The organism is Aeromicrobium sp. 9AM (assembly GCF_902506105.1).
GTDB lineage: Bacteria > Actinomycetota > Actinomycetes > Propionibacteriales > Nocardioidaceae > Aeromicrobium.
In genome coordinates this window covers 488,114-506,685 of record NZ_LR733303.1, presented here as the reverse complement: position 1 = coordinate 506,685, position 18,572 = coordinate 488,114, and the positions used below count along the sequence as shown (strand labels likewise).

Genomic DNA, 18,572 nt, shown 5'->3' with positions numbered 1-18,572 from the left:
GCAGCGCCTCTCGGTAGCGAAGGTTCTGATCAGCCACAGGATCAACACGGCGCCATGACGGGTCCTCCGGGCAGTCGGTGGGTCTGGGATGGGCGGAGCGGAATTGTCGCGACGGTGTCGTATGAGGGTCGTCGTGTTCGTTGCACTCTTGAAGGCGCTCGACGCCGGCGACACGATCAGAGGAGACACAGATGCACGCACCGATCAGGCTTTACATGTCGATGTCCCTGGACGGGTTCATCGCCGGACCCGACGACCGGGCCGGGCAGGAGCTCGGCCGCAACGGTGGGCGGCTGTTCAACTGGCTCGACGACCGGTTGGCTCCTGGTCCCAATGGCGAGGTGTACGCCGAGGCGCTGGCGACCGCGGCACTGATCTCCGGTCGTCGGACCTACGAGCTCGCCGGCCGGTGGGGCGGTGACCACCACGACGGCGTACCGATCCACGTCCTGACCCATCACGTTGACGAGGACGACGATCCGCCGGCCCTCGTGACGTACTTCGATGACGTCGTCGCCTGCGCTGCCGAAGCTCGGGCGGCCGCTGGCGATCGCGCGGTGATGGTGCACGGGGCAGGCGCGGCGCAGTCGCTGCTCGCAGCCGGCGAGCTCGACGAGCTGGAGATCCACCTCGTGCCCGTCCTGCTCGGCGCTGGCCGGAGGCTTTTCGAGTCCCTCGACGGTGATCGCGTCGAGCTCGAGCACGTCCGGACGATCGAGGGCCGCGAAGCGACCCATCTTCGCTACCGGGTTCGCCACGAAGGCCGGTCACGCCCGCAAGACTGGCAAGCCTGACGGCGCGCGAACGGGAGGCGCATCTCCTGATCGCCGCTCACGAAGCCAGGCTCGTCCAGGCGCTACGCCAAGCATGGACGCGCCCGGACGAGTCCGGGTGTCCGACCTACGTACGTGGACGAGGCAGTGCGATCACGGGCACCGGTGCGTAGCGCAGGATCTTGGAGGCTCGCGACCCCAGGAACACCGACGCGAGGGGGCCGTGGGAGCTGGATCCGACCATCAGGACATCACCCATCGACCACTGCGCCTGGCCGATCGCCTCACGCCAGCCGTGCCCTTCGCCGATGACCGACTCGAGCCGACTCGGCATGTCGGGGAGACGGCTCAGGTGGTCGAGCTCTTCGTTGATGACCTTGCCGGCCTGAAGAGACCATTCGTCAACCACCAGGCCCTCCCCGGAGCCGGCCAGCGTCGCGGCGAACAGCATCTTGGGCCGCACCGAGAACGACGCGACCCGGAACGAGCCGCCCGCGCGAGCGGAATAGGCGGCTGCGGAGCGTACGAGGGCCCGATCCTTGGGAGTGCCGTTGAACGCGGCAGTGACCCGGCGAACCCGGCCACCCGGCTCGGCCCGGAAGCCGCGAGGTGCGAGTGCCACCGGGATGGGCGAGCTGTGCACGATGCGGTCAGCCACGCTGCCGAGTGCGACATGACCCAGGCCGCCGCTCTCGGAGGAGCCCAGCACCAGCACACTCGCGTCGTGCAGCCGTGCCACCTCCACCAGCCCCGACGGGATCGATGCGGCGTGGTGCAGCACGAAGGTGGCGTCGATGTCGGCCGGCATCCACTTCTCGGCCTGGGCAATCACCTGCTCGCCGCGCTTCGTGAGGTACGTCCGGTACTCCGCATCGACGCGCTCGGTGCTGGGCGGCCACGCTGCCGCGACGACCACTGCGACCACGACGTCCTCGCCTGTCGACCGCGCGAGCATCGCGGCCAGCTCCAGGGTCGCGTTGCCGCTCTCCTTGAGGGTGCACCCGGCGACGACAGTCACGCGTCCTCCGCCGTGGTGGCCGCGACGGGTTGTGCGATGACGTGGGTGACCGGAATCGGGTAGGTCGACCGGGCCCGGTCGACCACGTCGTAGCGCTGCCAGACCGAGTCCGCGAGCGGCCTGGTCGCGATCACGATCTGGTCGGGTCGGAAGGCCTCGACGGCCTGGCTGAGCGCACGAAGCGGTCGGTAGTCACCCAGCTCGCCCGATGCGTCGAGGTTCTCCGACCTGAGCGTCTCGAGGGTGTACTCGAGCCGTTCGCGTGCGGCGAGTGCGGTCGCGTCCCAGACGTTGACGGGACCTTTGACCGCTGCCTGGCCCGTCTCGACGGGACTGGCAGGGACACACACGAAGTACGTCGCAGCGCCCTCAGAATCGATCCGCCGCAGCTCGTCGAGGAGCTCGCCGGAGGTGGCTGTCTCGTTGGCCAGCACCAGCACGCGGCGAGCCTGCTCGGTCGAGGCCGGAGCGCCGACGTCGGAGCGCTTGAGGACGAACTTGTTGACGGCGTACAGGAGGAGCACGACGGCCCACGACAGCAGGCTGAGCACCAACTGCGATCGGACATCGTCGGTCAATCCCATCTGGATCAGAACGCCGAGGATGCCGACCGCCGTCAGGATCGAGAGCGCCGGGAACAGCCACATCTTGACCTTCAGGGTCGAGTCGTCGACTCGCAGGCGGAGCCTGATCTGGGAGATCGAGATGAGCAGGTAGACGAACAGGATGATCGCGCCCGAGGAGTTCAGCAGGAACAAGAACACGCCGTCCTCGTCGATCGCGGCGGCGATGACGCAGAGGAATCCGACGACCGATGACGCGAGGATCGCGACCATCGGCACACCACGGCCATTCACCTTGACGAGCTGTGCGGGCGCCTCGCGACGGGCAGCCAGGACGAACAGCATCCGTGAGGACGTGTAGAGGCCGGAGTTGAGGCACGAGAGCACCGCGGTCAGGACGACGGCGTTCATGATGTCGTCGGCATACGGGATGCCCATCTCGGTGAACGCTGCCACGAAGGGCGAACCGGAGAGGTCCTGGGAGTTCCAGGGCAGGATCACGGCGAGCAGGAACACCGAGCCCACGAAGAACAGGCAGATACGGGTGATGACCGAGTTGGCGGCCTTGGCGACTGCTCGCTCGGGGTTCTCGGACTCGGCGGCCGCGATCGTCGCGACCTCGGCACCGACCATCGAGAAGATGACCGTGACAACACCTGCGGACAGGGCGGTCGGGCCGTTCGGCATGAAGCCGCCGTGGTCCCACAGGTTGCTGAAGTCGAACCCCTTGTCGGGCCAGGCACCGATCACGAAGAGGCTGCCGCACACGATGAAGAAGATGATCGCCGCGACCTTGATGCCTGCGAACCAGAACTCGAACTCGCCGAACGAGGACACCGAGAACAGGTTGGTCGACGTCATCAAGGCCATCAGGACCAGGGCGGAGATCCACAATGGGATGTCGACCCAGTACTGGATGATCTTGGCTCCGGCGACCGCCTCGAACCCCACGACGATGACCCAGAAGTACCAATAGAGCCACGCCACCGAGAAGCCGGCCCAGCCGCCCATCGCGTTGCGCGCGTAGTCGGCGAACGAGCCGGTGGATGGGTTCGCCACCGCCATCTCGGCAAGCATCCGCATCACCATGATGATGAGGACTCCGGTCGCGGCGTACGTGATGAAGGCGCCGGGACCGGCGTCAGCGATCACCGCGCCGGACCCCACGAACAGGCCGGCACCGATGACACCGCCCATGGCGATCATCGAGAGCTGGCGTTGGGTCAGGGTCTTCTTGAGCTCGGGTCCGGCTGACATGCGTGTCTCCAAACGGTGCGTCGATGACGTGGTGACGAGCAGTTGAGGGAGGTGGGGCGAAGGCGACGAGGTTGACGTTGCGGTCCTCGAGCGTCACGGGTCTGCCGAGCAACCCCGGCACCTCGTCAACGACGTCCTGGAACTCAGGTCGCATGCCGTTCCCCCGTGCCCCCCGATCCCGGCATCTTCCCGAGCATGCTCGCTTCCGGGCCGGCAGAACGTTCCCGGCAGCGTATGTCTCGACATCCGGACAAATGACCTGACAAACGTGCGACGGCTGCAGGTCGTGCGCGAGGCGTGACGACGCCCGGAACTCACATAGGCTCACAGGCATGGCCACAGTCATCCTGGTGCGGCACGGGCGTACCACCGCCAACGCGAGCGGCATCCTCGCCGGGCGAGCCGCCGGTGTCGCGCTCGACCAGACGGGCAAGGACCAGTCCGTACGCGTGGGCGAACGGCTCGCGCAGCTCCCGCTGGCCGGCGTCGTGTCCAGTCCGCTGGAACGCTGCCGGCAGACGGCTGCGGCGATCCTCGACCATCAGGCCGGCTCTCCGGCCGAGCAGGTCGACGAAGGCATCACCGAGTGTGACTACGGCGACTGGCAGGGCCGGGCGCTCGGCGATCTCGCCAAGGAGGACCTGTGGTCGGTCGTGCAGACCCAGCCGTCGGCTGCGGTGTTCCCCGGCGGGGAGTCGCTCGCCACGATGCAGGCCAGAGCCGTCGCCGCGATCCGGCGGTACGATGCCGAGTTCACCGCTGAGCACGGACCGCACGCCGTGTGGGTGGCCGTGAGCCACGGCGACATCATCAAGTCGATCCTGGCGGATGCGCTGGGTATGCACCTCGACCTGTTCCAGCGCATCAACGTCAATCCGGCGTCCGCCTCGGTCGTGCGCTACTCCCCCGGCCGGCCCGACGTCGTGGCCGTCAACACCGACTCCGGCGACCTCTCGTGGCTCAAGTCGAAGCCCAGCACGGACGATGCGCCGGTGGGCGGCGGAGCAGGCCCTGAGGGGCCGGCTTCCGCTCGCTCCTAACATGGCTACATGCCTCCCATCGTCCACGGTTTCGACTGGCCCGACCGTTTCGTGATCGGCACGGTGGGACAACCCGGGTCGCGTACGTTCTTCATGCAGGCCCGCGCCGGGTCGAACATCGTCAGCGTCTCGCTCGAGAAGGACCAGTCGGCGGCGCTCGCCGAGCGCATCGAGGAGGTCCTCGACGAGCTCATGGGCGAGGACGGCAATCCTTACAGCGTGCCGGCACTGACTCCCGAGGGCCTGGTCGACAATGACCCGCTCGAGCTGCCGATCGAGGAGCAGTTCCGCGCCGGCGTCATGAGCCTCGGCTGGGACCCGACAACGGCCCAGGTCGTCATCGAGGCGTTCCCGATCATCGAGGTCGACGTCGACGAGCTCGACGACGTGGAGGTCATCGAGGTGGAGCCGGAGGAAGCGTTCATCGTCCGGATCCCGGTCGGCACGGCCCGGGCCTTCGCCAAGCGCACCCGCGAGATAGTCGGTGCAGGCCGGCCGATCTGCCCGTTGTGCCGACTGCCGATGGACTCCGACGATCACATCTGCGAGCTGCCCGACGGGTTCCGGTGACGATCGCCGCCGAGCTCGTCGAGGGCGACCTCGAGCTGTCGAGCCGGATCCTGTCGGCGTCCAACGCGACATTCCTGGCGCACATCGGCGAGGTGGAGGTCGTCTACAAGCCGATCGCCGGTGAGCGCCCGCTGTGGGACTTCCCCGACGGCAATCTCGCGCACCGGGAGGTGGCGGCGTACGCGGTCTCGGAGGTGCTCGGCTGGAACGTCGCCCCACCGACGTGGCTGCGCGACGGGCCGCTCGGACCCGGCATGGTGCAGCTCTGGCAGGAGACCGACCCAACTCAGCAGGCCGTGACCCTGGTGGCCGCCGACGGCATGCCCGACGAGGGTTGGTGCCATGTCTTCGACGGGCTCGACGAGCGCGACCGACCCGTGTCGCTGATCCACGAGGACTCGCCGGCCCTGCGTCGGATGGCGGTCTTCGACATCATCGTCAACAACGCCGACCGCAAGGGCGGGCACGTCCTCGAGATGACCGACGGGCACCGCCACGGCGTCGATCACGGGCTCACCTTCCACACCGACCACAAGCTGCGCACGGTCCTGTGGGGCTGGCTCGGCCTGGACCTCACAGCCGAGGAGCTCGACGGCGTCGAGCGCGTACGGTCAGCGCTGACCGGCGACCTGGGCGACACCCTCGCCGGGCTGCTCACCGAGGTCGAGGTCGCCGTGCTGGCCACGCGCTGTGAGCGGCTGCTGCGCAAGGCCCGGTTCCCGGCTCCACGCGGTGACATGCCCGCGATTCCCTGGCCCCCGTTCTGAGCGAAGCCCTTCAGCTGCCCGCTGACGAATCCGGTGGCATGACGTAGATCTTGCGAAGCGGCTCGTAGATGGTCCATCTGGTCTTCTGTCCCGCCCGGAGATGAACGACGGTCCCAGTGGCCAGAAGGACGCTCGACTCGTCCTCAAAGGTCAAGCGGCCCCTTCCGGACAGCACGACGAACACCTCTTCGGCTTCCGTGTCCGTGACGATCCCGGGCGTGATCTCCCAGATCCCGACAGTGACCCCCTCCACCGCGCCCAGGTCGGTGAAACCCGTGGTGGGCGTGCCGCCTGCGACATCGGAACCAGGCACGGCCGAGTGATCCAGACGGATCCCGGCCGCGTCGGCAGTCAGGAGCGCCGTCTCGGCGAGCTTCTTGGTCATGAGTCGAACCCCAGTCCCAGGCGATCGAGCGTTCTCAGGAGGAGGTTTCTCCGGCCCTCGCGGTGATCGGCACGATCGAGGGACCACTTCGTCGCCTCGATGCCCGCCTTCGCGAACGGCTCCGGCGGGAACGGCAGCGGCTTCTTGCGCACCATCTCCAGCTGCGTACGTTCGGTGCTCTCCCCCGCCAACCGGTCGAGCATGACCTCGGCCGCGAATCGGGTCGAAGCCACACCCAGTCCGGTGAAACCAGCGGCGTACGCCACTCGACCCCGCCGGGCGAGCCCGTGGAAGGCGCAGAACTGCGTCGACGTGTCGATCGCTCCTGCCCACCGGTGACTGAACCGGATGTCCTCGAGCTGCGGGAACGTCGTCAGGAAGTGCGATGCGAGCGTCTCGTGAGACGAGCGGCGATCCTCGTACTCGGCCTTGACCTTGCGTCCCGCGTGATAGATCGCGTCATAACCGCCATACAGAATGCGATCGTCCGGGGTCAGCCGGAAGTAGTGGAACTGGTTGGCCAGGTCGGCCAGGCCTTGTCTGTTGTGCCAGCCGATCGCGGCCTTCTGCGACGCGGTCAGGGGCTCGGTCATCAGGACATAGTCGTAGACCGGCACCGTCATGAGCCGTGAACGCTTCAGCAGAGGTCGGAAGACGTTCGTGGCGAGCGCAACCCGCTCGCTCGCCACGCTGCCCTTGGCCGTTCGCACCGTGACAGGACCCGTCCGCGAGGATTCGAGGCCGATCACGCCTGAGTGCTCGTGGATCTCGACGCCGAGGTCGCCGGCCACGCGCGCGAGCTCTGCCGCGAGTCGTCCCGGATGCACGAGTGCAGTGTCGTCCTTGACCCACCGACCGGCTTTGAAGATGGGACTCGCGACCTCTGCCTGGACCTCTGCCTCGCCCAGCGCCACTCCCTCCGGCATCTCGGCGAGCCATGCGACCTGGTGTGGCTCGTACGCAACGGACAAGACGCCGGTCCGCTCGAAGTCGCAGTTGAGGCTCAGCGAGACCACGTCTGACTCCAGGCCGGCTAGATTCTCCCGGCCCAGACGTTCGAGCGCCGGGTAGTCATCCGGCCACCTGCTCCGGCCGTTCTCCTCGCCGTGCGTCAAGCTCGCTTCGACGAATCCCCCGTTGCGGCCCGACGCAGCCCAGCCGATCCTCTCCGCCTCGAGCAGGACGACCCGAGCGCCGGGGTTGCGACGCTTCGCCAGCACTGCCGTCCACAGACCGCAGTAGCCGCCGCCCACGACCGTCAGGTCCGCGCGGGCTTGACCCTGAAGCACCGGGTGGACCGGCTGCTCAAGCTCGTCGAGCCAGAACACCGACTGCCGGCTTCCGGCGAGGCTCGCGGTGACCGCGGCCACGGACGGAGCCTCGCGCTCGAACACCGTCGAGTGCTTCATATGATGCCGTCCTCGTCCTCTAGTACATCCTTATTTGTAGTGAGTACTATAAAATCAGTTTGCGTCTCTGCAGGCAACCTTCCCGCGCGGATCCCAGAGGAGAAATCGTGGCGGCGCCACTTCGCATCACCCAGATCTGGCGGTACCCGGTCAAGGGCCTCGGGGGGCAGCAGCTCACCTCCACCGACCTCGGCCGGGACGGCATCGCGCTCGATCGCGTCCTGGGCCTCACCCACGATCGGGTCCCGCTGAGCCCGTTCGGACACTGGACGACGTACGACGCCTTCCATGCTCTGGACGCCCGGCCCGACCTCGGGGGCTTCTCGGCCCGGGCGATCGACTCCGAGAACGGCGCCAAGATCGAGGTTCGAACACCCCGCGGCGAGACCGCGGCGGTCACCCTGGACTCCAGCGGCGCCATCGCCGACGACTCCGCACTCACGCCAGGCACCGTGAGCAGATGGTTCGGCACGAGCACCACAACCGCTCGGCTGGTCTCATCAGGAAGCCACCTGTGGGATCTTGCCGACGCGCCGATCTCAATCATCAACGAGGCCAGCGTGCGTGCCGTCGGACGAGCAGTCGGCCACGACCTCGATCCGCGGCGATTCCGGGCCAACCTCTACGTCGACAGCGACGAGCCGTGGAGCGAGCTGCACCTCCTCGGGCGAACCATCACGATCGGAGGCGTCGAGCTGGAGGTCCTTCGACCGATCGAGAGATGCCAGGCCATCTCGGTGGACCCGACGCGGGGTGGCAGGGACATCAACCTCCCCGGCGCGCTCTACGCGCATTTCGGGCACCTGTTCTGCGGCGTGTACGCGCGGGTCGTCAGAACCGGGGAGATCCACGACGGCGATCCGATCGACTCTGACCGCCGGCCCCAACCAGCGGTCAGTCTCGCCGGGGCGACCGTGAACGAGGCGCGTTCTGCGCCACGGCCAGGCTCGATCTCGCGCGTGGAAGCGCCCGCGCGAGACGCCGCCAGCCTCCTGATCGAGGACTCGACCGGAACACTGTCGCAAGCCGCGCCCGGTCAGCACCTGCGACTCCACGGCACGTCCGGCGAGCGGCCATGGTGGCGCAACTACACAATCTCCGGCGTCGACGCTCGGGGCGTACGCATCACCGTGCGCCGACTCGAGGACGGACTTGCCTCGCCGATCGTCCACGACCTTCGCGCATCGGCCGACGTGCTGGTCTCGGGTCCGTACGGTGAAGCCACCGCCGACCCGCAGGGTCCAGACCATCTGGTCGTGCTGACGGCCGGCATCGGCATCACCCCGGCGTTGTCGATCGCCCGCGCCTTGCAGGACGCCAACAGCGACCGCGCCGTCGACTTCGTGCACGTGGACAGGTCGCGCGAAGCCATCCCCCACTGGGACGAGATCGAGCGGGCGGCAACGGCACTGCCGAACGTGCGGCACCATCTCTTCCTCACCAGGTCGGACGCCCACCCGGGAGTCCACCACGAGGGTCGACCGACCGGTGAGTTCCTCAGCTCCTTGATCACGGATGCGAGCCAGACCGAGCTTCACGTCTGCGGGCCCGCCACCTTCCTCCAGGACGTAAGACACTTTGCGGCCGAGCGAGGGATCGGCGACGACGCGATCCACGCCGACCCGTTCTACTCCCCTCGTCACGACGTTCCGGAACCGCGTGAAGCACCTCGAGCTGGGCCGTTCCGGGTCGAGTTCGCCAGGTCCGGGCAGGTGTACGAATGGGACCCGTCGTGCGGGACACTTCTCGATCTTGCAGACAAGCGGGGCCAGAGCTTGCCGGCAAGCTGCCGGGCGGGGGCGTGCGGCACCTGCGCGGTCAAGGTCACCGGCGATGTCTTCTACACGCTCGAGCCGGTGACCCCCGCACCAGCAGGACAGACGCTCATCTGCTGCGCCGTCCCGACATCAGACGTAGTCATCTCCTGAGCTAAGCCAGCGACCGTCGGCAGCTGTTGAGCGCCGACCTCAGCACCTTGACCTGGTGATCAGTCAGGTCGCGCAGCATCGTGCGTTCCAGGTCAGCGACCTCCGCCTCGCAGGCGCTCAGAAAGGCGCGACCCTCGTCCGTGAGCATGACGTTGATCCGCTTGCGATCTGCGGCGTCCTTGACGCGCACCACCAGCCGCCGCGACTCCAGCGCCGACACGAGATCGGCCATCGACTGCGGTCTGACGAACGCATTGCGCGCCAGCTCGGCGGACGACATGCCGTCCCTGTGCTGCAGAACCGTGAGCGCGGTGTACTGCAGCGCGGTCGCGCCGTGAGGGCGCAAGACGGCATCCAGCCTCGCCCGTACGACCTGCTCGACCTGCTTGACCGCGTAAAGCAGGGACGGCGAGCTCGACTCATCCATCACGTCGCCTTTGATCGACACCGCACGCCCTCTCAGATGCTCAGCCTCACCCTATCGACTTTTCGGGCTCCACCCTTCATAATTATCAGGAATCCTGTTAATCAATGTGAGCGAGTCACCGTGTCATCCAACTTCGAAACTCCGTCTCAAGCGAACCCGTCGGTCGACCTGCCCGACAGCGTCTCGCTGGAGCTGATCAACGACATCGCCGTCGTGCGGATCGCCCGCTCGCACAAGAGGAACGCCCTCGACGACCACACGGTCCTCGGACTCCAGTCGCTGTTCACCAACCTGCCCGCCACGGCCGCGGCAGTCGTGCTCACGTCGGCGGGAGAGCACTTCTCCGCCGGACTCGACCTCTCGGACCTGACGGAGAAGACGCCGATCGAGTCCGTCGCGCATTCGCAGATGTGGCACCGCGCGTTCGCGGCGATCGAGAACTCGTCCGTGCCGGTGATCGCCGCGCTTCGCGGCGCGGTCATCGGCGGCGGCCTTGAGCTGGCTTCGGCGACGCACCTCCGGGTCGCCGAGCGCTCCACGTTCTACGCCCTTCCTGAGGGCAGCCGTGGGCTGTTCGTCGGTGGAGGTGGTTCCGTACGGATTCCCCGTCTGATCGGCGCGCACCGCATGGCCGACATGATGCTGACCGGTAGGGTCATCGACGCACAGCACGGTCAGGACATCGGCATATCTCACTACCTGGTCGACGATGGGGCCGGCGAGGCCAAGGCGCTCGAGCTGGCCCGCACGGTCGCCCAGAACAGCCCGATCACCAATTTCGCGATCCTGCAGGCATTGCCGAGGATCGCTGCCGCCGGCACCAGCGAGGGATACCTCCTGGAGTCGCTGATGGCAGCCGTCGCGACCAGCAGTCCCGAGGCTCAGGTCCGCATGCAGGCATTCCTTGACGGACGAGCGAAGCGGGTGACGCAAGCATGACCGAAACACCCGAGCTGCTCTGGAGCCCCGACCCGTCCCGCTCCAAGGAGCACCACGTCGAAAAGTTCATCTCGTGGCTCTCCGAGACGCGAGATGTGCAGGTAGGCGACTGGGACGGCCTGTGGGACTGGTCAGTGAGCGAGCCAGGCGCGTTCTGGGCAGCGATCTGGGACTACTTCGGGGTGACCTCTCACGCGCCTGTCACGGGCAACCTCGAGCCAGGGGTGATGCCGGACGTCTCCTGGTTCCCGGGCGCGCGCCTCAACTACAGCGAGCACCTGCTGCGCGACACCCTTGGAGACCACACCGTTGCCGTGGTCGCGCACTCCCAGACGCGTCCCGAACACTCCTTGACGTTCGACCAGCTGCATCACGAAGTCGCCAAAGTGCGACAGGGCCTCGAACGACTCGGCGTCGGACGCGGCGACCGGGTCGTGGCATATCTTCCGAACATCCCCGAGACCCTGGTGGCCTTCCTGGCCACCGCGAGCCTCGGAGCAGTGTGGGCCAGCTGCGCCCCGGAGTTCGGCGCCCAAAGCGTGATCGACCGATTCGAGCAGCTGCAGCCCAAGGTGCTGCTGACCATCGCCGGCTATCGCTACGGGGACAAGGAGATCGACCGCACTGAGCAGTGCGTGCAGATCATCGCGGCGCTGCCGAGCCTCAGCGCAGTTGTCCACGTCCCCTATCTCGGCGAGGGACCCGCGGGAAGCATCAGCTGGGCGGACCTCGTGGGCACCGCCGACGCCGCACCCGCGCTGCAGTTCGAGCCCGTGCCGTTCGACCATCCCCTGTTCGTGCTGTTCTCCTCGGGCACCACCGGCAAGCCGAAAGCCATCGTGCATGGCCACGGTGGCATCTTGCTCGAGCACCTCAAGAATCACACCCTGAGCTGGGACCTGGGCAGAGACGATCGGATGATGTGGTTCTCGACGACCGCCTGGATGATGTGGAACATGCTGGCCTCAACGCTGCTGACCAAGGCCTCCATCGTCATGTTCGACGGCAATCCGATGTTCCCGGACGTCTCCGAGCAGTGGCGCATTGCCGGTGCGTGCGACGTCACGATGTTCGGCTGCAGCCCTGGTCTGCTGATGTCGAGCCGTGAGCACGATCTCCGACCACGCGAGGAGCACGGACTCTGGCGTCTTCGGCAGGTCGCCGTGGCGGGGAGTCCATTGCCTGCAGAGGGCTACCGATGGGTCGCTGAGCAGTTCGGCGACGACGTCCTGTTGAACGTGGGAAGTGGCGGAACAGATCTGTGCGCCGGCATTGTCCAGGGCAGTCCGGTCCAGCCGGTCTGGGTCAACGAGATCTCCGGAGCGTGCCTCGGCGTGGCGGCCAAGGCGTACGACGAGCTGGGTCGGCAGGTCGTCGGTGAACGCGGCGAGCTGGTCATCACGGTGCCCATGCCCTCGATGCCGGTCGGGTTCTGGGGCGACGACGACGGCAGCAAGTACCGCGCGGCGTACTTCGAGACCTACCCCGGTGTATGGCGCCACGGCGACTGGATCCGGTTCACGGACCGCGGCAGCTGCGTCGTGATCGGCAGGTCCGACGCCACCTTGAATCGCGGCGGCGTGCGCCTCGGGACCGCCGAGTTCTACGGCGTGCTCGAGTCCTTGCCCGCCGTCGGTGACAGTCTCGTCGTCCACCTGGAGGACAGCTCGGGTGGCATGGGCGAGCTCATGCTGTTCGTCGTTCCCGCGATTGGTCACGAGATCAGCACGGAATCACACGCCGACATTCGCCGAGAGCTGCGCAACCAGCTGTCTCCCCGCCACGTGCCGGACACCATCACGGTGGTCCCGTCGATTCCGATCAACCGCACCGGCAAGAAGCTCGAGGTGCCAGTCAAGCGCATCCTGCTCGGCGAACCAGTGGACGCCGTCATGTCACTCGACGTGCTCGCCGATCCGACCTCGATCGACGCGTTCGTCGCCGCGGCAGCACAGCGGTCCGGTCGATGAGTCGCATCGCGGTCATCGGCACGGGGGTGATCGGCCGGTCATGGGCTGCACTGTTCCTGGCTCACGGGCACGACGTGGTCGCCACTGATCCTCATCCGGAAGCCGAAGGAGCCACCCGCGACGCGGTCGACGCCGCGTGGCCGGCGCTGGAACGCCTTGGCCTGCACGAGACTGCGGATCGCGGCCGGCTGGTCTTCGTACCGACCGTCGCCGAAGCAGTGGCTGAAGCGACGTTCGTCCAGGAGAACGGTCCTGAGGACCCGGATCTCAAGCGTGCTCTGCTGGCGACCATCGACCGCGAGTCGCCCCAGCAGGCCATCATTGCCAGCAGCTCGTCGGGCATCACACCCTCGCTGCTCCAGGCCATGTGCGAGCACCACCCCGAACGCGTTGTGGTCGGTCACCCGTTCAACCCCGCGCACCTCATTCCCCTCGTGGAAGTCGTGGGAAACGACCGGACCGCGCCCTGGGTGATCGAGCAGGCGCTCGACTTCTACCGGAGCGTCGGCAAGAAGCCGATCCACGTACGCCGAGAGCTGCCGGGGCACATCGCGAACAGATTGCAGGCGGCCTTGTGGCAGGAGGCGTACTCACTCGTCGCTTCCGGCGCAGCGACCGTCGCTGACATCGACACCGCTATCGCGCATGGCCCCGGCCTCCGCTGGGCTGTTCTCGGTCCCTTGGCCAACCAGCACCTCTCGGGGGGCGATGGGGGCCTGCGGCACGTGCTGAACCACCTCGGCCCCGCGGCCGAGACCTGGATGGACGATCTCGGCGACGTCCGACTCACTCCCCCGCTCATCGACGCGCTGGTCGACGGCGTCGACGAGGAGCTGGCCGGCCGCGACCTGGGCCACCTGATCCAGGAGCGAGACGACCTCCTGCTCGCGCTGCTGGCCCACAAGTCGTCTGCCACCGTCCTGCCCTGACCGCGCAAACCACCAGGAGATTGCCCATGAGCACAGGCCACACGATCGACGTCGACGCACTCGTCGCGATCGACATGCACGTCCACGTGGAGACCGACGGCCACGGCCACTTCTCCCTCGACGACGAGCTGATGGAGGCATCAGCGGCCTACTTCAAGAACCCCGAGGACCGCGCACCGTCCATTCCCGACATCGCCACGCGCTACCGGGCGCTCAACATGGCGGCTGTGATCTTCACGGTCGACGCCACCTCGGCGAGTGGACATCCGGCCATCTCCAGCGAGGCCATCGCCGAGGAAGCGGCCGCGCACTCGGACGTGTTGATCCCGTTCGGTTCGGTTGACCCATGGGGCGGCCGGGCTTCCGTGGATCGGGTCCGGCGGCTCGTCAGCTCGTACGGCATCAAGGGGTTCAAGTTCCATCCGACGCTTCAGGCGTTCGAGCCCAACTCGCGCCAGTTCTACCCGCTGTACGCAGCACTCGAGGAGCTCGGAGCGATTGCGGTCTTCCACACGGGCCAGACGGGAATCGGTGCGGGCCTGCCGGGAGGCGCGGGACTCAAGCTGCGTTATTCCGACCCCATGCTGATCGATGACGTGGCGGCAGACTTCCCCGGTCTGCAGATCGTCATGGCACACCCGGCCGTGCCGTGGGTCGACGCGTCGATCTCGATCGCCACGCACAAGGCCAACGTGTTCATCGACCTGTCGGGCTGGTCCCCCAAGTACTTCCCGACACAGCTCGTCCGCCAGGCCAACACCCTGCTCAAGCACAAGGTCCTGTTCGGGTCTGACTTCCCAGTCATCGACCCCGAGCGCTGGCTGACGGCCTTCGACGCTCTCGAGATCAAGGACGAGGCGCGTCCCCTGATCCTCAAGGAGAATGCGCGCCGTCTGCTCGGACTCTGAGGCGCCTCAGACTGACGCCGGCAGGTCTCGTCGCCTGCTGGGCGTCCAGCCCGGCCGCGGGATCGCGTCGAGCAACTGCTTGGTGTAGTCCTCGGCCGGCGAGTCGAGGACGGACTCGGTGGACCCCATCTCGACGATGCGCCCGCGGTCCATCACGATGCAGTGGTCGCTGATCTGCCGCACGACGGCGAGGTCGTGTGAGACGAACAGATACGTGATGTCGAGAGATTCGCGGATGTCGCTCAGCAGGTTGAGGACCTGCGCCTGGACACTGACGTCGAGGGCCGAGACAGCCTCATCGAGGATCAGCAGCTTGGGCTCGAGCGAAAGCGCCCGGGCGATCGCGACGCGCTGCCGCTGCCCGCCCGAAAGGCGGCGCGGCAGCTCGTCGGCGTGTCGCTCGTCGAGACCGACCTGGGCAAGCAGCTCCATCGTCCGATCGCGACGCCACGCCTTGTCGTGATCGAAGTGCGCCGCGAGCAGCTCGTCGATGCACGCACCGACCTTCTGGCGCGGATCCAGCGAACCGAACGGATCCTGGAACACCATCTGGATCTCTCGCGCCTTGAGCCGGCGTGAACGAGGGCTGTCCGGCGAGGCGAGCGGCTTGCCGTCGAGCTCGATCGAACCACCCGTCGCCGACTCCAGGCCCGCGATGATCCTCGCGGTCGTCGTCTTGCCGGATCCTGATTCGCCGACCACGGCCAGCGAGCTGTTCCGCTCCAGCGAGAAGCTCACGTCATCGACGGCGACCAGCTCCTCGGAGCGGCCCTTGGCCCTCCCGACATGGAAGACCTTGCGCAGATGGTGAACGTCCAGCAGATGCGTCGTCATGCGCTCAATCCTTCGAAGAGCTCGGATGCGATGTCCTCGGCCCGGTGGCACGCCACGGACCGCCCGCCCACCTGGCGCAGCGCGGGGCGTACCTCACGGCACTCCTCGGTCGCGAACGGACACCGCGCGGCGAAGACACAGCCCGGGCCCGCCTCGTACGCCGAGATCGGCCGGCCGGGGATCGTCTCGAGGCGCTCGACCTTGACCGCGCTCGGCCGCGACTTGAGGAGCGCGGCGGTGTAGGGATGGCGAGGCTTGGAGTACACCTCGTCCGACGGTCCGCGTTCGACGATCACGCCGGCGTACATCACTGCGAGGGTGTCCGTGACAGCCGCTGCCAGGTCGAGGTCGTGGGTGATGAACAGCATGCCCAGAGAGCGCTCGCGGATCTGCTCAGCAAGGATCGCCATGACTTCGGACTGGACCGTGACATCCAGCGCCGTGGTGGGCTCATCTGCGAGGATGAGCTCCGGCGACGGCATCAGGGCCATCACGATCATCATGCGCTGGAGCAGACCGCCGGAGAGCTGGTGCGGATACTGCAGCATCCGCCGCTCGGCGTCGGTCACGCCCACGTCCACCAGCAGGGCGCACGCCTGGTCGAGCGCGTCGGCGCGACTCATCTGGCCCGTGGCGACGACGCCTTCGACCAGGAAGTCCCCGATGGTCAGCAGGGGGTTGGTGTGGGCGCGGGGGTCTTGATAGATCATCGAGACCTTGCGCGACCGGTAGGCCGCGAGCTCCTTGCGCGAGTAGTCCAGCACCGACTCGCCCCGGAAGGTCAAGCCTCCCGAGACCTTCGCTCCCGGCGGCAGGAGCCGCATGGTCGCCTTGGTGGTCATGGACTTGCCCGACCCCGACTCCCCGACCAGCCCAACTGACTCGCCGTCGTCCACGCTCAAGGTCACGTCGTGGATAACGGTCCTGCGCTCACGCGACCCCGACCGACTCGGGAGGTCGACCCTCAGGCCCTCGATGCTGAGCAACCGATCTGACGTCATCCGCTGGCTCCTATACGACTGGAAAGGCGCTCACCGACGATGTTGAACGACACGACGGTCAGGACGATGAGGGCGCCCGCTGAAAGGCTCTGCTGCAAGGCGCCGTCGAGGAGCTCGGAGCGGCCGTCGCTGACCATGAGACCCCACTCAGCACTCGGCGGCTGGACGCCCAGGCCGAGGAACGAGGTGGCGCCGAAGTCCATCAACGCCGAGCCGAACCCGATCGTGGCCTGCGCCATGACGATGGGGAACACATTGCGGAGGATGTGGCGCGTGCAGATCCGCCACGCTGACAACCCGGCGAGCTCGCACGCCTCGACGTACGGCATCCGGCGCTCGCGCACCGCTGCCGACCGTACGACGCGGGCGACGTAGGGAATGTAGACGAGCGAGAGGGCGAGGACAGGAGCCCAGAACCCAGCCCCGAACACCGCGGCCGCCAGCACCGCGACAAGGATCCCGGGCACCGCGAACATGACGTTCAGAACGCGGTTGAGTCCTCGATCGAGCCACCCGCCGTGCCATGCCGCAGCGATCGCCAACGCCGTGCCGGCGGTGGCACTCACGACCACGATGATGCCGGGACCGAGGAAGCTGAGCCGAGCACCTGCCAGCAAGCGGGAGAGAATGTCGCGACCCAACGAGTCCGTGCCGAGCAGGTGCTGGCCGCTCGGGCCCTGACTGGTTGCGAGGATGTCCGTCTGCGAGGGCGGATGCGGAGCGAGGAGTGGCCCGAACACGGCCATGAGGATCAGGAATCCGCAGACCGTCCCGAAGACCAGCACCACCTTGTCGACCGAACCAGTCCTCGTGCGCCTACTGCTGAGACGTGCCGTCAGAGTGCTCATCACACCTTCCCTCCGTCACGGAGCCGCGGATCCAGAGCTGCCTGAGCGAAATCGATGACCGTGGTCACGAGGACGAAGACGATCACGATCAGCAGCGAGATCGCCGTGACGACCGAGTAGTCCTTGTTGGAGACGCTCTTGATCAGCAGCGAGCCGATGCCGTCGACGGCAAAGGCCGACTCGATCACCACCGACCCCGCGACGAGGCCCGCAACCGTGAGGCCGGACGCCGTCAGAACCGGGATGGACGCGTTTCGCATGATGTGCCGGCGAAAGACGAGCTGGCGGGGAAGGCCCCGCCCGGTCGCCGTCATGACGTGCTCCCGGCTCGCCTCCTCCTTCACAGCAGCGGCAGTCATCTGAGCGACGTAAGCCGTCCATCCCAGCGACAGCGCGACGGCCGGCAACGTCAGGTGCCAGATCCGGTCGACGAACCCAGAACCCGCGCCGTACGTCGGGAACCACCCGAGCTTGACCGCGAAGATGCTGATCAGCACGCTGGCGGCGACGAATCCGGGAATCGCGACCCCGAAACCGACGACCCCGTTGACGACCGGACGCCAACGCTGACTGGTGCCACCGAACGCGCCCAATGCGACACCGACCAGCAGGATGATCACCGCCGACATCACCACGAGGGCGAGCGTGGTCAGGATGCGTGGACCCAGCAGGCCCGACACGCTCTGCCGATAGGTCAGCGACGTGCCGAAGTCGCCGTGAACGACGCCCGTGAGCCAGTGCCAGTAGCGCACGAGCAGCGGGTCGTCGAGGCCGAGCTGAGTCCGCATCGCGGCTCGTTGAGCGTCCGTGGCCTTCTGCCCGAGGATCTGGGAGACCGGATCACCCGGTGCAACACTGAGTGAGGAGAAGATCACGAACGATGCGGCCAGGACGGTGCCCACGGCGCCCGCGAGCAGGCGAACCGGCGAAGCCGCCCGCCGGCCCCGCGAGGGACCGGCGGCGGCGTCCGGAGGACTGACGCTCACCGAAGGCGTCCGGTGTTCGA

Annotated in this window: 18 protein-coding genes; 9 read left to right on the top strand and 9 right to left on the bottom strand. The window is 67.3% G+C overall.

Features of this window, described 5'->3' with window-relative positions:
* Positions 1 to 191: 191 nt before the first annotated feature.
* Positions 192 to 794, top strand: a complete 603-nt coding sequence (locus tag BOSE46_RS02545) for a dihydrofolate reductase family protein (RefSeq protein WP_159537968.1) — start codon at positions 192 to 194, stop codon at positions 792 to 794.
* 106 nt (positions 795 to 900) lie between these two features.
* On the opposite strand, the gene BOSE46_RS02540 is transcribed toward BOSE46_RS02545, so the two are convergent.
* Both BOSE46_RS02540 and BOSE46_RS02535 read right to left on the bottom strand, forming a co-directional pair.
* Positions 901 to 1,791: a universal stress protein gene (locus tag BOSE46_RS02540; protein WP_159537966.1), complete on the bottom strand. Its 891-nt coding sequence runs from the start codon at positions 1,789 to 1,791 to the stop codon at positions 901 to 903.
* Positions 1,788 to 3,611, bottom strand: a complete 1,824-nt coding sequence (locus BOSE46_RS02535) for an amino acid permease (protein ID WP_159537964.1) — start codon at positions 3,609 to 3,611, stop codon at positions 1,788 to 1,790. Before BOSE46_RS02535 ends, BOSE46_RS02540 begins: the two co-directional genes overlap by 4 nt.
* A gap of 332 nt (positions 3,612 to 3,943) precedes the next feature.
* On the opposite strand from BOSE46_RS02535, the gene BOSE46_RS02530 reads away from it, so the two are divergent.
* Genes BOSE46_RS02530 through BOSE46_RS02520 form a run of 3 tightly spaced genes read left to right on the top strand, consistent with a single transcriptional unit; the run spans position 3,944 to position 5,988 of the window.
* Positions 3,944 to 4,651 carry a histidine phosphatase family protein gene (locus tag BOSE46_RS02530; RefSeq protein ID WP_159537962.1) on the top strand — a complete coding sequence of 236 codons (708 nt, stop codon included), beginning with the start codon at positions 3,944 to 3,946 and terminating at the stop codon, positions 4,649 to 4,651.
* Between the two features lie 9 nt (positions 4,652 to 4,660).
* Positions 4,661 to 5,221: a DUF3090 domain-containing protein gene (locus BOSE46_RS02525; RefSeq protein ID WP_159537960.1), complete on the top strand. Its 561-nt coding sequence runs from the start codon at positions 4,661 to 4,663 to the stop codon at positions 5,219 to 5,221.
* Entirely contained in the window at positions 5,218 to 5,988 is a 771-nt protein-coding gene (locus BOSE46_RS02520; protein WP_201299485.1) for an SCO1664 family protein, read from the top strand. Before BOSE46_RS02525 ends, BOSE46_RS02520 begins: the two co-directional genes overlap by 4 nt.
* Before the next feature lie 10 nt (positions 5,989 to 5,998).
* On the opposite strand, the gene BOSE46_RS02515 is transcribed toward BOSE46_RS02520, so the two are convergent.
* Entirely contained in the window at positions 5,999 to 6,373 is a 375-nt protein-coding gene (locus BOSE46_RS02515) for a cupin domain-containing protein (RefSeq protein WP_159537958.1), read from the bottom strand.
* Positions 6,370 to 7,782, bottom strand: coding sequence for an FAD-binding oxidoreductase (locus tag BOSE46_RS02510; RefSeq protein WP_159537956.1), 1,413 nt, complete (start codon positions 7,780 to 7,782; stop codon positions 6,370 to 6,372). The genes BOSE46_RS02515 and BOSE46_RS02510 overlap by 4 nt, the downstream gene beginning before the upstream one ends.
* 107 nt (positions 7,783 to 7,889) lie before the next feature.
* On the opposite strand from BOSE46_RS02510, the gene BOSE46_RS02505 reads away from it, so the two are divergent.
* Positions 7,890 to 9,710 (top strand): MOSC domain-containing protein, encoded by a 1,821-nt coding sequence (locus BOSE46_RS02505; RefSeq protein ID WP_159537954.1) that lies wholly within the window; start codon positions 7,890 to 7,892, stop codon positions 9,708 to 9,710.
* A gap of 1 nt (position 9,711) precedes the next feature.
* Here the strand turns inward: BOSE46_RS02505 and BOSE46_RS02500 are convergent, their stop codons facing one another.
* Positions 9,712 to 10,137, bottom strand: a complete 426-nt coding sequence (locus BOSE46_RS02500) for a MarR family winged helix-turn-helix transcriptional regulator (RefSeq protein WP_159537952.1) — start codon at positions 10,135 to 10,137, stop codon at positions 9,712 to 9,714.
* 120 nt (positions 10,138 to 10,257) lie between these two features.
* Between BOSE46_RS02500 and BOSE46_RS02495 the strand changes: the two genes are divergently transcribed.
* From BOSE46_RS02495 to BOSE46_RS02480, 4 genes are read left to right on the top strand one after another with little or no spacing between them, the layout of a single operon-like run.
* Positions 10,258 to 11,076: a crotonase/enoyl-CoA hydratase family protein gene (locus BOSE46_RS02495; protein WP_236551594.1), complete on the top strand. Its 819-nt coding sequence runs from the start codon at positions 10,258 to 10,260 to the stop codon at positions 11,074 to 11,076.
* Positions 11,073 to 13,046 (top strand): acetoacetate--CoA ligase, encoded by a 1,974-nt coding sequence (locus tag BOSE46_RS02490; protein WP_159537948.1) that lies wholly within the window; start codon positions 11,073 to 11,075, stop codon positions 13,044 to 13,046. The genes BOSE46_RS02495 and BOSE46_RS02490 overlap by 4 nt, the downstream gene beginning before the upstream one ends.
* On the top strand, positions 13,043 to 13,975 hold the full coding sequence (locus BOSE46_RS02485; RefSeq protein WP_159537946.1) for a 3-hydroxyacyl-CoA dehydrogenase NAD-binding domain-containing protein: 933 nt from the start codon (positions 13,043 to 13,045) through the stop codon (positions 13,973 to 13,975). The genes BOSE46_RS02490 and BOSE46_RS02485 overlap by 4 nt, the downstream gene beginning before the upstream one ends.
* 26 nt (positions 13,976 to 14,001) lie before the next feature.
* Positions 14,002 to 14,883 carry an amidohydrolase family protein gene (locus tag BOSE46_RS02480; protein ID WP_159537944.1) on the top strand — a complete coding sequence of 294 codons (882 nt, stop codon included), beginning with the start codon at positions 14,002 to 14,004 and terminating at the stop codon, positions 14,881 to 14,883.
* A gap of 6 nt (positions 14,884 to 14,889) precedes the next feature.
* Here the strand turns inward: BOSE46_RS02480 and BOSE46_RS02475 are convergent, their stop codons facing one another.
* From BOSE46_RS02475 to BOSE46_RS02460, 4 genes are read right to left on the bottom strand one after another with little or no spacing between them, the layout of a single operon-like run.
* Positions 14,890 to 15,717, bottom strand: coding sequence for an ATP-binding cassette domain-containing protein (locus tag BOSE46_RS02475; RefSeq protein ID WP_159537942.1), 828 nt, complete (start codon positions 15,715 to 15,717; stop codon positions 14,890 to 14,892).
* The gene (locus tag BOSE46_RS02470; protein WP_159537940.1) at positions 15,714 to 16,718 is read right to left on the bottom strand and encodes an ABC transporter ATP-binding protein; all 1,005 of its coding nucleotides are present in this window, start codon (positions 16,716 to 16,718) and stop codon (positions 15,714 to 15,716) included. The genes BOSE46_RS02475 and BOSE46_RS02470 overlap by 4 nt, the downstream gene beginning before the upstream one ends.
* Positions 16,715 to 17,566 carry an ABC transporter permease gene (locus BOSE46_RS02465; protein WP_159537938.1) on the bottom strand — a complete coding sequence of 284 codons (852 nt, stop codon included), beginning with the start codon at positions 17,564 to 17,566 and terminating at the stop codon, positions 16,715 to 16,717. Before BOSE46_RS02465 ends, BOSE46_RS02470 begins: the two co-directional genes overlap by 4 nt.
* Positions 17,566 to 18,552: an ABC transporter permease gene (locus BOSE46_RS02460; RefSeq protein ID WP_159537936.1), complete on the bottom strand. Its 987-nt coding sequence runs from the start codon at positions 18,550 to 18,552 to the stop codon at positions 17,566 to 17,568. The genes BOSE46_RS02465 and BOSE46_RS02460 overlap by 1 nt, the downstream gene beginning before the upstream one ends.
* Positions 18,553 to 18,572: the final 20 nt, after the last annotated feature.

What these genes read in the sequence shown, in the direction of transcription:
- BOSE46_RS02545 (WP_159537968.1), top strand. Translation starts at nt 192, where the DNA reads ATGCACGCACCGATCAGGCTTTACATGTCGATGTCCCTGGACGGGTTC.
- BOSE46_RS02535 (WP_159537964.1), bottom strand. Translation starts at nt 3,611, where the DNA reads ATGTCAGCCGGACCCGAGCTCAAGAAGACCCTGACCCAACGCCAGCTC.
- BOSE46_RS02530 (WP_159537962.1), top strand. Translation starts at nt 3,944, where the DNA reads ATGGCCACAGTCATCCTGGTGCGGCACGGGCGTACCACCGCCAACGCG.
- BOSE46_RS02525 (WP_159537960.1), top strand. Translation starts at nt 4,661, where the DNA reads ATGCCTCCCATCGTCCACGGTTTCGACTGGCCCGACCGTTTCGTGATC.
- BOSE46_RS02515 (WP_159537958.1), bottom strand. Translation starts at nt 6,373, where the DNA reads ATGACCAAGAAGCTCGCCGAGACGGCGCTCCTGACTGCCGACGCGGCC.
- BOSE46_RS02510 (WP_159537956.1), bottom strand. Translation starts at nt 7,782, where the DNA reads ATGAAGCACTCGACGGTGTTCGAGCGCGAGGCTCCGTCCGTGGCCGCG.
- BOSE46_RS02500 (WP_159537952.1), bottom strand. Translation starts at nt 10,137, where the DNA reads ATGGATGAGTCGAGCTCGCCGTCCCTGCTTTACGCGGTCAAGCAGGTC.
- BOSE46_RS02490 (WP_159537948.1), top strand. Translation starts at nt 11,073, where the DNA reads ATGACCGAAACACCCGAGCTGCTCTGGAGCCCCGACCCGTCCCGCTCC.
- BOSE46_RS02485 (WP_159537946.1), top strand. Translation starts at nt 13,043, where the DNA reads ATGAGTCGCATCGCGGTCATCGGCACGGGGGTGATCGGCCGGTCATGG.
- BOSE46_RS02480 (WP_159537944.1), top strand. Translation starts at nt 14,002, where the DNA reads ATGAGCACAGGCCACACGATCGACGTCGACGCACTCGTCGCGATCGAC.
- BOSE46_RS02475 (WP_159537942.1), bottom strand. Translation starts at nt 15,717, where the DNA reads ATGACGACGCATCTGCTGGACGTTCACCATCTGCGCAAGGTCTTCCAT.
- BOSE46_RS02470 (WP_159537940.1), bottom strand. Translation starts at nt 16,718, where the DNA reads ATGACGTCAGATCGGTTGCTCAGCATCGAGGGCCTGAGGGTCGACCTC.
- BOSE46_RS02465 (WP_159537938.1), bottom strand. Translation starts at nt 17,566, where the DNA reads ATGAGCACTCTGACGGCACGTCTCAGCAGTAGGCGCACGAGGACTGGT.